The following is a 13,074-nucleotide window of genomic DNA, read 5'->3' on the forward strand; positions in this document are numbered from 1 at the left end:
TCGATTGCGCGCGCCTGCCACCCCGTGTACTGTCGCCCTTCCCACCGCAAGACAGGCACTGCCATCGTGAGCTACACCGACCTGCGCGCCTTTATCGCCGACCTCGAGCAACGCGGCGACCTGGTACGCATCCGCGAGCCCATCGACCCCAACCTGGAAATGACCGAGATCGCCGATCGCACCTTGCGCGCCGGCGGCCCCGCCCTGCTGTTCGAGAACCCGACCGGCTACAACACGCCGGTACTGGCCAACCTCTTCGGTACCCAGGAACGGGTGGCCCTGGCCATGGGCGCCGAGCGCATCGAGGCCCTGCGCGAAATCGGCGAAATCCTCGCCTACCTGCGCCAGCCCGACCCGCCCAAGGGCCTGCGGGACGCCTGGGACAAGGCCCCCCTGCTCAAGCAGGTGATGAACATGGCGCCGAAGGTGATCCGCAATCCGCCCTGCCAGTATCACGTGAAGAGCGGCGACGCGGTGGACCTGCACCAGCTGCCGATCCAGACCTGCTGGCCCGGCGATGCCGCCCCCCTGGTCACCTGGCCCCTGGTGATCACCCGCGGCCCGGAGAAAACCCGGCAGAACCTGGGCATCTACCGCATGCAACTGATCGGCCGCAACAAGCTGATCATGCGCTGGCTGTCCCACCGCGGCGGCGCACTGGATTTTCGCGACTGGCAGCTCAAGCACCCCGGCAAGCGCTACCCGGTGGCCGTGGCCCTGGGGGCGGACCCCGCCACCACCCTGGGCGCCGTGACACCGGTCCCGGACACCCTCTCGGAATACGCCTTCGCCGGTCTGCTGCGCGGTGGCAGGACCGAGCTGGCCGAATGCTACACCCCGCTTTGCCGCGAGCACGGCCTGCAGGTACCGGCCCACGCCGAATACATTCTGGAAGGCTATCTGGAGCCTGGGGAAATGGCCGACGAGGGCCCCTTCGGCGATCACACCGGCTACTACAACGAAGTGGAGCGCTTCCCGGTGTTTACCGTGGAGGCGATCACCCACCGGGAAAATCCGATCTACCACAGCACCTATACCGGCCGCCCGCCGGACGAACCGGCCATCCTGGGCCTGGCCCTGAACGAGGTCTTCGTGCCGATCCTGCAGAAGCAGTTTCCGGAAATCGTCGACTTCTACCTGCCCCCGGAGGGCTGCTCCTACCGCGTCGCGGTGGTCACCCTGCGCAAGGAATACCCCGGGCACGCCAAGCGCGTGATGCTCGGCGTGTGGTCTTTCCTGCGCCAGTTCATGTACACCAAGTTCGTGATCGTCACTGACGACGACGTCAATGCGCGGGACTGGCGGGATGTGATCTGGGCGATGAGCACGCGGATGGACCCACAGCGAGACATGGTCTTCGTGGACAATACGCCGATCGACTACCTGGACTTCGCTTCACCCGTGGCGGGCCTGGGTTCCAAGGTCGGCTTTGACGCCACCAACAAGTGGCCGGGGGAAACCACTCGCGAGTGGGGCGAGCCCATCCGCATGAGCGAGGCGGTCAAGCAGCGGGTCGATGCCCTCTGGGACCAGCTGGGCATCGACTGAGCTCAGAGCCGCTGATCCACCAGCCGCGGTGCTGCCTTGAGGTCGGGTAGCGGCAGGTGTGGCAGGCTCTTTTCCCGCAGCAGCAGCCCCTCGCGGAAGAAGGCCGCACTCTCGCGCTCGGCCCCCTGGGCGTGCAGCAGACGGCCGAGTTCCGCGCACAGCTCGGGGCTGGGTTTCAGGGTGTAGGCGGCCTCGAAATAGTCGCGGGCCTGCTCCCAGAGCTGTTCGCGGCAAGCCAGCCGACCGAGGCTGAGGAGCAGCTGCGAATCCTGGCGGTGCCCCTCCAGCCAGCCCTCCGCACGCGCCAGCTGCCGGGTGGCATCGGGCATCTCCACATAGCCATAGAGACGCGCCAGGTCACTGTCCCAGGACGATTTGAGACGGCGCTCGATCAGCTTGCCCGCCACCTCGTGCTCACCGGCGCGCACCAGCGCTGCCAGATAGGCCAGCAACAATTCGCGATCCTCGCGCTGGGCCTTGGGCACGCGTTGCCAGTACTGCTGCAATGCCTCGCCCGCCTGGTCGCCGCGTGCCAGGCAGGCCTGCAGGCGCTCCTCGAGAATTCGCTGCTGCAGCGCCTGTAATTCCTCCGCCGGCAGCACATGGTGCTTGCGCAGATCGGGTAGCAGCGCCTCGAGTTGTTCCCAATCCTGCAGGCCGAGATAGGCCCGGTGCAGCAGCTTCAGTACATGCGGATGACGCCCCGCGTTGCGACGCGCCCGCTCCAGGGTGGCCACCGCCTGCTCGTACTGGCCAGACTGCAGCTTGAGCTCGGCCTGGGTCAGCTCCACGGCAATCCCCGCCTCGGCATCCGCCTGCTCGGCGGCACCGAGGTATTCGCGCATTTTTTCGTTGTCGCCGAGAGCGTGACTGGCCCGGGCGGCGATCAGGTAGTTGAGAAGCGGGGCATCACTGTGGGGGGCAGCCCGCAGCAGTCGGCGCCGCGCGGTCGACCAGTTGCCTTCGATAAAGTCGATCAGACCTCGGCTGGTAATCCGCGAGGCCCGGCGGGCCCGGCGCCCCCCCAGCCAGCCGCGCAGCTGGCGCTGGCCGCGCCACAGGCGCCGCAGCAGACCCACCGCGGCGTACAGGAGAAGAACCAGCAGCAAGAGCAGGGCCAGGCCGACCCAGATGCTGGTTTCCACGGTGTAGTGCCCCCAGGCCAGCAGGACATAGCCCGGATCGGTCTCGATCAGGGCGATCAGACCAACGCCGGCCAGCAAGCCGAGCAAAGCCAACAGCAACAGTCGACGCATGGGCCTTACTCCTCTTCCTGGCGCAGCAGACGCTGATCCTGCGCGGCATCGAGGGCCTGCAGCGAGTCTCTCAGATCCGGCAGGGAGACCGCGACCACCTCGTCCGCCAGTGCATCGAGTTCCCGCAACACCGATTCGGCGACGCGCTCATCGAGCAGGAAGAACTCACTGATCCAGCGGCGGGTGCGCTGCAGGCTCTCGTCGTACAGCCGCTGGTTGCCGGACATCAGCGCAATCTGCGCCTGCTGCAGCAGCATGGCGGTATTCTGACGCATCAGGTCCTCCAGCTGCGGATCAACCAGCGCCTCGACCGGCGCTTCGCGACGCCGAATCGCAATGTAATCGGACAGTTTGGCCAAAGCCTGCTGGTAGCCCTGCTGCAAGCGCGCCTTCCAGCCATCGCCGCCTTCCTGCGTCGGAGTTTCCTCGCGCTGGGGAAGCTCAAAGACTTCCAGGCCGGCGATCTGATCCACCAGTGCCGCCAGGCGCAGGTAGATGCCCTCGACATCCACACTGGGGACCGCGCGCAGGGCAGCACGATCAGAGGCCACGGCCCGGCGCACGGCGTGCAGGCCGGCGTCATCCAGTTGTCTCAGGATACCGTCGGCACTGGCGAGCAGACCGCGCGCCGATGCCACGTCACCGGTCATCAGCAGGCGCTGATTGGCCAGGCGCAGCAGGTACTCAACCTCCGCCAGCAACCAGGCATCGCGGTCACTGCCGGTCATGGCACCCAGGGCGCGACGCTGCTCGCTCAACTGCTGCTCCAGGGAGCGCAGCTGCTCCGCCTGCCGTTGCTGGATCGGCTGCACCTCACCGAGCTGCTGGACACGCTGCTCCACGCGGTTCAGTTCCTGCTCCAGGGACTGCTCCAGCTGGTCCAGCGACTGCCGGGTTTCGGGCGACATCCCCTGTGGCTGGGGGGCCGTTTGCGGTGCCTGCTGTGATGCCGAAACCGGCTGTTCCTCAAGCGACTGCAGGCGCTGCTGGACCGAGTGCAGCGACTGCTCGCCCTGCCAATAGAGCCAGCCGGCACCGCCGGCGGCGGCCAGGGCGAGCAGCAGGGCCAGCCAGGCAGGGCCACCGCCACGACGGGCCGGCTGAGCGGCCATCTCGGCACCGGAGGCCTTGCCATCATCGCCGCTCTCGGCCCCGGTGCGCGAGGTCTTGTCCGAGGGCACCCCGCCCAGCACGTCACCCGGGTGATCGCCCGCTTCGGCTTCACTGTGATCCGGTGCTTTCCGGGAGGGTTCTTCCGCGCCGGCCGTATTCTTGTGCTGATCTTCGCTCACCGTTTCTCTCCGCTTCGTGCATACCAGTCGCTCAGGGCCGCGAACATGGCCCCGTCGGAGGCATTGTCGGCCACTACGCAGTGCCGTAAACCCGCAGCGGCAGCGGCTTCCGCCACCCGCTCGGAAGGCAGAACCAGGGTCATGCTCTCTAACTTAGAGCTTTCCGCCACCCCGGGCAATGCCAGCAGGTTGGCCAGACCCTCGCCGCTGCTGATCAACAGGACTTCTATGCCCCCGGCGTCAAGTGTCTCCTGCAGGGCGCTGGCGGGCCAGTCGGGGGGACAGCGGCGATAGCAGCGCAGGGCATCCACGCGGGCACCGCGATGCGTCAGCGTCTCCGCCAGGGTGTTGCGGCCGCCCTCGCCCTTCACCAGCAGTACGCGCTGTTCGCGCAGGTCAGCCAGCCCCGGCAGGCGCAACAAGCCCTCGCTGGTCATGTCACGTCCTGGGGTTTCGGCCTCCACCCCATGGGTGCGCAGCGCCCGCGCCGTGCTGTCACCCACGGCGTACCAGTGCAAGCCGAGGGGCAGCTGTGGCCAGTAGTTGTCGATCACCGCCATGCCGAAACGCACCGCGTTGGCACTGATGAAAATGACGTGCTGATAGAGATCGAGGTCCAGTACCAACTGCCGTTGCGAGGCAGGCAGTGGCTCCACCGGCTCCAACGTCAGTAGCGGTAGCTGCGACACCGGCCAGCCATCGCCCCGCAGGCGTTCGCACAGCGGACCACCCTGGCCCTCGGGCCGGGTGACCAGCACCCCCGGCTTAGCGGCCATAGACCGCCGCGAGTATCTCGCCCGCGCCCTGGGCCAGCAGCTCCTCGGCCAGGCGGATACCCAGGGCCTCCGCCTCGGCAACCGGCGCACGCCCTTCGACACGCAGCACGCGGCTGCCATCCGGCTCGCCGACCAGCCCGCGCAACCAGAGCTGACGGCCGTCATCCACGTGCTGCGCATAACAGGCGATCGGCACCTGGCAGCCACCTTCCAGGCGCCGATTGAGCGCGCGCTCGGCGGTGACACACTGCGCGCTGGCCTCGTGATGCAAGGGCGCCAGCAACTCCAGCAGCTCGCGGTCGTCGCTGCGCAGCTCGATGCCTACGGCACCCTGGCCGCCGGCGGGAAGTGATTGCGTATCGGGAATCCGCTGGCGAATGCGCGCATCCAGCTCCAGCCGCAGCAAGCCCGCCGTGGCCAGGATGATCGCGTCATATTCGCCCTCGTCGAGCTTGCGCAGCCGGGTTTGCACATTGCCGCGCAAAAACCGTACCGTGAGATCCGGCCGCGCCTCGCGCACCTGGCATTCCCGCCGCAGGCTGGAAGTTCCCACCACACTGCCGGCAGGCAGGTCATCGAGGCTTTCATAGTGGTTGCTGACGAAGGCATCACGGGGGTCCTCCCGCTCACAGATCACCCCCAGCCGAAGCCCCTCCGGGAAGGTCATGGGCACGTCCTTCATCGAGTGCACGGCAATATCCGCACTGCCATCCAGCAGGGCCGTCTCCAGCTCCTTGACGAACAGGCCCTTGCCACCCACTTTCGCCAGCGGCACGTCGAGCAACTGATCGCCGCGGGAGGTCATGCCCAGCAGACGCACCTCGAGGCCGGGGTGGACGCGCTGCAGCTCACTGCGGACATACTCGGCCTGCCAGAGGGCGAGCAGGCTTTCTCGGGTAGCAATGGTAATGGTGCGGGACATCGGCGATTCCTTGTTGAGTAACGGCGATGATACCAGTCGCAGGGAGGACCCGCGAACCGCTGCTTCAGGCCCGTAGCGGGCACTCACAGGGACACCCGCCAGGCAGAAGCCGGGCATGCAGGGTGGTATACTCGCCAGCCTGAGTCCGCGGCCTCGAAGCCCCGGACGCGAAAACCAACCTCCGCCCCACCGGGACGGACAAGCGCACAGACAGGACAGCATGAGCACATCAGACCAGGACACCAGCAAACTCTGGGGCGGCCGCTTCAGCGAAGCCACCGACGCCTTCGTGCAGCGCTTCACCGCATCGGTGACCTTCGACCAGCGCATGGCCGAGGAGGACATCCGCGGCTCCCTGGCCCACGCCGACATGCTCTGCGCCGTGGGCGTGCTCAGCGAGGAAGAACGCGCGGAGATCCATCGGGGCCTGGAGCAGGTTCGCGCGGAAATTGCCGCCGGCGAGTTTCCCTGGTCGGTGGAGCTGGAAGACGTGCACATGAATATCGAGTCCCGGCTTACCCAGCTGATCGGCAGCACGGGCAAGAAGCTGCACACCGGCCGCTCGCGCAATGACCAGGTGGCCACCGACATCCGCCTCTGGCTGCGCGGCGCGATCGACCGCATCGCCAGCGAACTGACCCGACTGCAACGCGGCATGATCGGGCTGGCGGCGGAAAACAGCGACACCATCATGCCCGGCTTCACCCACCTGCAGTCTGCCCAGCCAGTCACTTTTGGTCACCACCTGCTGGCCTGGAACGAAATGCTGGAGCGGGACTACGGCCGCCTGATGGATTGCCGGGCACGCATGAACCAGTGCCCCCTGGGCTCCGCGGCCCTGGCCGGTACCACCTACCCGATCGACCGCGCGATGACCGCGGCCGCCCTGGCCTTCACCCGCCCCACCGCCAATTCCCTGGACTCCGTTTCCGACCGGGATTTCGCCATCGAATTCTGCAGCTTCGCCGCCCTGTTGATGACCCACCTGTCGCGGATGTCCGAGGAGCTGGTGCTGTGGACCTCCGCCCAGTTCCAGTTCGTGGAGCTGCCCGATCGCTTCTGCACCGGCTCATCGATCATGCCGCAGAAGAAAAACCCCGACGTCCCCGAGCTGGTGCGGGGCAAGACCGGCCGGGTCAACGGCCACCTGGTCAGCCTGCTGACGCTGATGAAGAGCCAGCCGCTGGCCTACAACAAGGACAACCAGGAAGACAAGGAACCCCTCTTCGACGCCGCGGATACCGTGCTGGACTGCCTGCGCGCTTTCGCCGACATGGTGCCGGCGATCCGCCCGCGCAAGGCGGAAATGCGTGAGGCGGCCCGCCGCGGCTTCGCCACTGCCACTGACCTGGCGGATTACCTGGTGGTGCGCAAGGGCCTGCCCTTCCGGGATGCCCACGAGGTGGTCGGCAAGGCCGTGGCCCACGGCGTGGAAAGCGGCCTCGACCTCGCGGAGATGTCACTGGAGACCCTGCAGCGCTTCCACCCGGAGATCAGCGACGATGTGTTCGAGATGCTGACCCTGGAAGGCTCGGTCGCGGCGCGCAACCACCTGGGTGGCACGGCGCCGGAGCAGGTGCGAACGGAAGCCGAGGCGGCGCTGTCGCATTTGCAGTTGCGGGAATCCGCACAGCCCTGAGGCCGTCCATCGCGCGCCCTGTTTGGCTGGCGCTCAGGGTCGATACCGCAGCCCGGCCTGGAACACCACGTCCGGGCCACTCTCCACCTGCACATCCTCGACCACACTGAGTTCCAGAGCCCAGTATGGGTTGATGCGCCAGCGGGCGCCGGCGCTGAGCAGAACCGCGGTATCACCCAGGGCCGTCAACTCGCTGTTTTTCAGCGGTGCGGCGTGACTGTCCACCTGCAGTAGCAGGGATACCGTCTGCCAGGCCTGCCACTCCAGGCTCGCCCCGGCGAACCAGAGGTCGCGCTCTCCACCACTTTCCATGACCGTGAGTTCGCCGGCGCGCAGATAGCCCAACTGCGCCGACCAGCGCCAGTCGCCCTCCCCCGGCGTCCAGAAGCCGCGCAGGGCGACAAAGCCATCCTCGCTGCCGCTGCCCAGGAAATCCTGCTCTTCCCCGGTGGGGAGCTTGACCCCTAGCGCGGCGTCGAGCTGCCCTTCCCCGCCCGACCACAGCCTGCGCGAGAGGGACAGGCTGATATCCCCCGGCCCGCTGGCGCTATCCGCGAGATTGAACGTGCCTTCGGGCCCGCCATAGCGATAGGCCAGGCGATCGGCGGGAGCACCGCTGCGCCCGCCATCGGGCATGCCCCACAGGTCGTGCCAACCATCAATCAGACTGTCCAGGCTGCCGCCTGTATGTTGCAGCCAAGGCAACTCGAACTGCAGGTCCCAGCCGGGTACAGGGGAGTAACGCAACTCCAGCGCGAGGCGGCGGGTTTCGCCGTCCAGCAACAGGGCTTCGCGCCGTTTTTCATCGAGGATAAAGTGACTGGCCCAACTGGCATGGGTGGCGATCTGCCAGGCACCTGCTTCCGAAGCGACCTGTCCCCGCTGGCTCGGCAGCCCGAGCAGGCCGGCGACGGGGCTGAGATTTTTCACCTGCAGCGGCTCCGCGAGCACCTGGGGGGAGACCAGGCAGCCGCTAGCAAGCAGGTAACAAACTGTTCTGTGCCTCACCGCACGCCCCTCAATCCTCCCGCGGATAATCCGCCGACACCGTCAGTGCCTCCCAGCGATCCAGGTTCTCCAGCACCTGCCGCAACTTGTCGCGGTAGGTGGCCAGCACGCCGGCTCCCAGCAAAAGCTGCACCGGTGGCTCGTCCATGCTGTACAAATCGACGATGATCTGGGCGGCACGCACCGGGTCGCCCGGCTGCTTGCCATCCATCTCCGCGATCATGTCCAGCCGGCTGTGCACCTGCTCCTGGTAGGCATCCAGGCGCAGGGGACTCCGCTGCATCGAGCGGCCAGACCAGTCGGTGCGAAAAGCCCCCGGCTGTACCGAACTGACCTTGATCCCCAGGGGGGCCACTTCCTTGGCCAGGGCCTCCATCAGTCCCTCCAGGGCGTGCTTGGACGCGCTGTAGAAACCGGTACCCGGGTTGGCCATGATGCCCGCCTGGGATGAATTATTGATGACATGGCCGCTGCCGCGCTCACGCATATGCGGCAGCACTGCCCGGGTCAGGCTGAGGGCACCGAAAAAGTTGGCCTCGAACATGGCGCGAACGGCTGTTTCTTCACCCTCTTCGACCGCAGCCACATAGCCGTAGCCGGCATTGTTGACCAGGACGTCGATATGACCGAAGCGCGCCAGCGTCTCGGCCACCGCCCGGTCCACCGCAGCCTGGTCCGTCACATCCAGGGCCAGCGCCAGCGCCTGGCCCGGGTAGGCGTCGCACAGGTCCTGTACCGATTCGGGCCGCCGCGCAGTGACGGCGACTTTCGCACCCCCGCCGAGCGCGGTGCGGGCGATCTCGCGACCGAAGCCGGTGGAACAGCCGGAAATCAACCAGATGGAATCCTTCAGTTGCGGCATGATTACTCCTCCAGACGCCAGGCATAGCTTGCGGCGCGCTCGCGCAACTGCCTGGCGCGTTGCTCAGGGCTGATCCGCTGGTTCGCGGGCACGTGGTCGAGAACCTCGGAGAGCGGAACCAGTTTCTGCTTCACACCCAGGTCCGCGCCCGGCTCGCCACCGGCAAATTCCGCCCAGCGCAGCGTCAGGATACCCTCCTCCAGGTCCGAGGGGTCCAGCCAGTTGTGTACACCGGGGTCGCGCATACTCAGCACAAAGGTCAGCGTACCATCCGGGTTGGCCAGGGCCTGGTGCCGGTTCATGCAGCCGGTGCGGTCGGTAATCTGGTTGGTGGTACCCCAGATATTGGTGATCGGCGCGATGAAATAGTCGGCGCCGCCGAGATTCACCTCCAGCACCATGGCGGTATCGGCGTCGGGCAGCCTGAAGTAGCTCATGATGTAGATCTGGTTGCGCAGGGCACCGTCGCTGTCGCGATCGATGGTGAAGTCGAAGCGGTTGGCCGGCAAGTCCATGGCCTGGCGGTTCCAGCGCGTGGTCTCGGTCGCCCAGCGCTGCATGTAATGCCGAATGCGCTCGAGATTCTCCGCCTCGCTGAAGGGCGGGCGCGAGGGCGCAGGGCCCAGCCGCTCGATCGACAGTTCGTTGACCCGGTCCTCGCCCCAGCGGGCAATCACATCGCGGATGTAGAATTCGTGGCTTTCCGGCGGCGCCTGGACGTGGTTGCTCCGGCCCTCCGCCGGGCTGCCATCGACAGTAATCTCGAAGCAGCCGTGCTCATCGACCTCAAGGTCCTTGCCATTCAGCAGGCCCACGGTTTTCATGCTCGGGTCCCAGAGCGTGAAGTAGTTTTCCACCAGTCGCGGATCGGAGACACGCCCGCGAATGACATAGCGCTCGTCGCCACTGATGGGAATCACGCGGTAAACCGAATCGGGGTTGTCGATGCCCCAGCGGCTGCCGGGAATACGCTGGTCCGCCACCGTATGGGGCAGTCGGCTGATGGTGATCACCTTGGGGTAGAGCGGGTCCTGGTTGAGCGCCCAGACCGTCGCCCCGAACATGACTTCCTCAAAGGCCCACTCGAAGGCGCGACGCATGGAATCACTGGGCGCTGCGTGCTCCAGCCAGAATTCCCTGATCGCTTCCCGGGCGCGCACGATTTCGGGGTGTTGAAAGTAGCCCAGGGCCAGCAGCTCATGGGCGCGCTGCTCCTCGGTACTGATGGGGTTGTTAGGGCGTTGTTGCATTCAGCCTTCTCCTCGCCGGGGGCTCTCGTCCCCTTGTTATGGTTAGCCGGACAGCGGCACCGGCCCGGGGCATTGCCGCCGTCCGGAAAGCCGTCTGCCACGGGCTGCATCAATGTAGCACCGCCGGACTGCGAGGCATCCCCGGTGCCGGTATGCTTTCTTGACCCGCAATGCACGCTTTTGGTGCACGATAGCCGCGAGGATTGTCGCGCCTCGCGCCCTGGGTCTGAATAGGCCTGGGCCACCTGAAGCGTGCCGCCCGCAAGAATAATAGCTTCCCCCGGAGGAACCATGTCACTGACCGCACGCCGCATGTTCGCAACCCTTCCCCTTGTCGCGACTCTGCCGCTTTCAAGCCCCCAGGCACTGTCACAGCCAGCTCTGGAAGAGGTTATCGTCACCGCACAAAAACGCACTGAAAGCCTGCAGGACACCCCCATTTCCATCGCCGCTCTGGACGCCGAGGCACTGGAGACACTGGGTATCGACGACCTTGTCGACCTACAGGGCAAGGTCCCCAACCTGCAGATTTCTCCCCACCCCAACAGCATGAGTACCCCGCGCATTTTTATCCGAGGGGTCGGCAACTTTGACGACCAGATCACCCAGGACCCGAGTGTCGCGGTGTACATGGATGGCGTCTATGTGGCACGCAACCAGGGCATGGGCCTGGAAGTCGCGGAACTGGAACGTGTGGAAGTCCTGCGGGGCCCCCAGGGTGCCCTCTACGGCCGCAATGCCACTGGCGGGGCGATAAATTTCATCACCCGCCCGCCAACACTCGGCGAGTGGGGTTTCAGCCAGACCCTGTCGGGGGGCGACCGCGACCTGTTCCGCAGCCGCAGCATGGTCAACGCCCCGCTCGGGGACAGCGCAGCCCTGCGCCTTGCCTACCTGGTCACGGAGCAGGACGGCTTCGTCCGCAATGCCGGCACCGGTGAGGATCACTTCGGCAGCGAAGATCGGGAGGCCATGCGCGCCGACCTGTTCTGGCAGGGCAGTGAACAACTGGATCTGCGCTACAGCTATGACCGCTCGCGAATCGAAGACACCCCCTATTACCTCAATGCACAGCCCCCCGGGTCCCCCTTGAACCTGCCGGACGCGAGCAACCCCGCTGTCAGCGACCTGCAGGCTCACGACGTCACCATCGAGGGCCACCAGGTGACCTTGCGCTGGAGCCCGACGGCGGACCTCGAGGTGAAATCCATCAGCGCCTACCGCGAAGTCGACAGTTTCCTCTACCAGGACTACCTCAGCGGTCGCTTCGGTCCCGTGGCCTCCCTCATCACCCGTGACACCTTGACCCAGGAGCAGTGGAGCCAGGAATTCCAGCTGCTCGGCAGTGCCCTGGATCAGCGTCTGGAATACGTGATGGGTGCCTACTATTTCCGGGAGGACGGGGAGTGGCAGAATCGCAACAACCTGCCGGCATTCGGCGCGGCCACCGCAGACAATGCCGAGGTGGAGAACCGCGCCTTCGCCCTATATGCCCAGGGCACCTGGACGCCCGAGAGCTTCGAACGTCGCCTTCACCTCACGCTGGGTGGTCGCTGGTCACGTGACCAGCGCGACGCCAGCCTGGAGAAATTCGCCCTGGTGGGCGGCGCACCCGTTCCCCTGGGGAGTGGAATGGGGGACAAGACATTTACCGACTTCAGCCCGAGTCTGACCATCGCCTGGGACCTTGACGACGACAGCCGCGTGTATGCCCGCGTCAGCAGTGGCTACAAGACCGGAGGCTTCAACGTGCGGCCCTCGACCATCGCCCGCTTTGAACAGGGCTTCGACGAGGAAACCCTGGTTTCCTGGGAGGTCGGCATCAAGTCCCAATGGTTCAATAACCGCCTGCGGGTCAATGGCGCCGTGTTCTACGCGGATTATGACGACATCCAGATCAATGCCTCTTCGGACATCAACGACCCCACCCGGGCGGATATCCTCAACGCCGGCGAGGGCACGATTCAGGGGCTGGAGCTGGACCTGACCGCCGCCGTCCACCAGCGCCTGAGGCTGGGCCTCAGCTACGCCTACCTCGACGCCAGCTACGATGAAATCATTGATGGACTCGGTAACGATGTCACCGACAACTACACCTTCATCAACGCGCCCGATCACAGCCTGATGGCCAACCTGGACTGGGACGTCGCGGCTCTGTCCATCGGGCAACTCAGCTTCAATCTCAACTACAGCTGGCAGGACGAGAAAGCCATCACCACCAGTACCACCCAGGGCCTGTTTACCATTGAGGATTACGGCCTGCTCAACACCCGCCTGACCCTGGCCGAAATCCCGGGTCTCCCCGCTGGCTCGCTGCGTGTCGCCGCCTGGGGCAGGAACCTCGAGGACAAGACCTGGGCCTTCCTGAACGCGCCGTTGTTTGGCGGCTTCCGCGCCTACGGGGAGCCGCGCACCTGGGGCGTGGACATAACCTGGGAATATTGAGCCGGGCCTCGGTGTTCCGGGCCTGCCTCAGGCGGGTCCGGGCACCCCCTCTCCCGCCTTCTCTTCCGATAAGGCA

General features: G+C 66.0%; 10 protein-coding genes. 3 read left to right on the forward strand and 7 right to left on the reverse strand.

Annotation, left to right across the window (positions count from 1 at the left end; translation table 11 throughout):
• Positions 1-66 precede the first annotated feature (66 nt).
• Entirely contained in the window at positions 67-1,548 is a 1,482-nt protein-coding gene (gene ubiD, locus ACYVGS_RS11420) for a UbiD family decarboxylase (protein WP_460588805.1), read from the forward strand.
• A 2-nt stretch (positions 1,549-1,550) separates the two neighbouring features.
• On the opposite strand, the gene ACYVGS_RS11425 is transcribed toward ubiD, so the two are convergent.
• Genes ACYVGS_RS11425 through hemC form a run of 4 tightly spaced genes read right to left on the reverse strand, consistent with a single transcriptional unit; the run spans position 1,551 to position 5,794 of the window.
• Complete coding sequence (locus tag ACYVGS_RS11425; protein WP_460588806.1) at positions 1,551-2,804, reverse strand: heme biosynthesis HemY N-terminal domain-containing protein; 1,254 nt, start codon at positions 2,802-2,804, stop codon at positions 1,551-1,553.
• A 5-nt stretch (positions 2,805-2,809) separates the two neighbouring features.
• Entirely contained in the window at positions 2,810-4,096 is a 1,287-nt protein-coding gene (locus ACYVGS_RS11430; RefSeq protein ID WP_460588807.1) for a uroporphyrinogen-III C-methyltransferase, read from the reverse strand.
• Complete coding sequence (locus ACYVGS_RS11435) at positions 4,093-4,872, reverse strand: uroporphyrinogen-III synthase (protein WP_460588808.1); 780 nt, start codon at positions 4,870-4,872, stop codon at positions 4,093-4,095. Before ACYVGS_RS11435 ends, ACYVGS_RS11430 begins: the two co-directional genes overlap by 4 nt.
• Positions 4,862-5,794: a hydroxymethylbilane synthase gene (gene hemC, locus ACYVGS_RS11440; RefSeq protein WP_460588810.1), complete on the reverse strand. Its 933-nt coding sequence runs from the start codon at positions 5,792-5,794 to the stop codon at positions 4,862-4,864. The genes ACYVGS_RS11435 and hemC overlap by 11 nt, the downstream gene beginning before the upstream one ends.
• A gap of 220 nt (positions 5,795-6,014) precedes the next feature.
• On the opposite strand from hemC, the gene argH reads away from it, so the two are divergent.
• Complete coding sequence (argH, locus tag ACYVGS_RS11445; RefSeq protein ID WP_460588812.1) at positions 6,015-7,433, forward strand: argininosuccinate lyase; 1,419 nt, start codon at positions 6,015-6,017, stop codon at positions 7,431-7,433.
• A 33-nt stretch (positions 7,434-7,466) separates the two neighbouring features.
• Here argH and ACYVGS_RS11450 read toward each other — a convergent pair whose 3' ends face one another.
• The 3 genes from ACYVGS_RS11450 to ACYVGS_RS11460 are packed head-to-tail and all read right to left on the reverse strand — an operon-like array spanning position 7,467 to position 10,553.
• Positions 7,467-8,441 (reverse strand): DUF3187 family protein, encoded by a 975-nt coding sequence (locus ACYVGS_RS11450; RefSeq protein WP_460588813.1) that lies wholly within the window; start codon positions 8,439-8,441, stop codon positions 7,467-7,469.
• 10 nt (positions 8,442-8,451) lie between these two features.
• Entirely contained in the window at positions 8,452-9,303 is an 852-nt protein-coding gene (locus ACYVGS_RS11455) for a Rossmann-fold NAD(P)-binding domain-containing protein (RefSeq protein ID WP_460588815.1), read from the reverse strand.
• 2 nt (positions 9,304-9,305) lie between these two features.
• Positions 9,306-10,553, reverse strand: coding sequence for a hypothetical protein (locus ACYVGS_RS11460; protein ID WP_460588816.1), 1,248 nt, complete (start codon positions 10,551-10,553; stop codon positions 9,306-9,308).
• Positions 10,554-10,844: 291 nt separating this feature from the next.
• Between ACYVGS_RS11460 and ACYVGS_RS11465 the strand changes: the two genes are divergently transcribed.
• Positions 10,845-12,998: a TonB-dependent receptor gene (locus ACYVGS_RS11465; RefSeq protein ID WP_460588817.1), complete on the forward strand. Its 2,154-nt coding sequence runs from the start codon at positions 10,845-10,847 to the stop codon at positions 12,996-12,998.
• The last annotated feature ends 76 nt before the right edge of the window (positions 12,999-13,074 follow it).

This window comes from Haliea atlantica, assembly GCF_054779855.1.

Excerpts from the sequence above, each read along its gene's own strand:
- ACYVGS_RS11425 (WP_460588806.1), bottom strand. The coding sequence starts at position 2,804 with ATGCGTCGACTGTTGCTGTTGGCTTTGCTCGGCTTGCTGGCCGGCGTT.
- ACYVGS_RS11435 (WP_460588808.1), bottom strand. The coding sequence starts at position 4,872 with ATGGCCGCTAAGCCGGGGGTGCTGGTCACCCGGCCCGAGGGCCAGGGT.
- hemC (WP_460588810.1), bottom strand. The coding sequence starts at position 5,794 with ATGTCCCGCACCATTACCATTGCTACCCGAGAAAGCCTGCTCGCCCTC.
- argH (WP_460588812.1), top strand. The coding sequence starts at position 6,015 with ATGAGCACATCAGACCAGGACACCAGCAAACTCTGGGGCGGCCGCTTC.
- ACYVGS_RS11455 (WP_460588815.1), bottom strand. The coding sequence starts at position 9,303 with ATGCCGCAACTGAAGGATTCCATCTGGTTGATTTCCGGCTGTTCCACC.
- ACYVGS_RS11460 (WP_460588816.1), bottom strand. The coding sequence starts at position 10,553 with ATGCAACAACGCCCTAACAACCCCATCAGTACCGAGGAGCAGCGCGCC.
- ACYVGS_RS11465 (WP_460588817.1), top strand. The coding sequence starts at position 10,845 with ATGTCACTGACCGCACGCCGCATGTTCGCAACCCTTCCCCTTGTCGCG.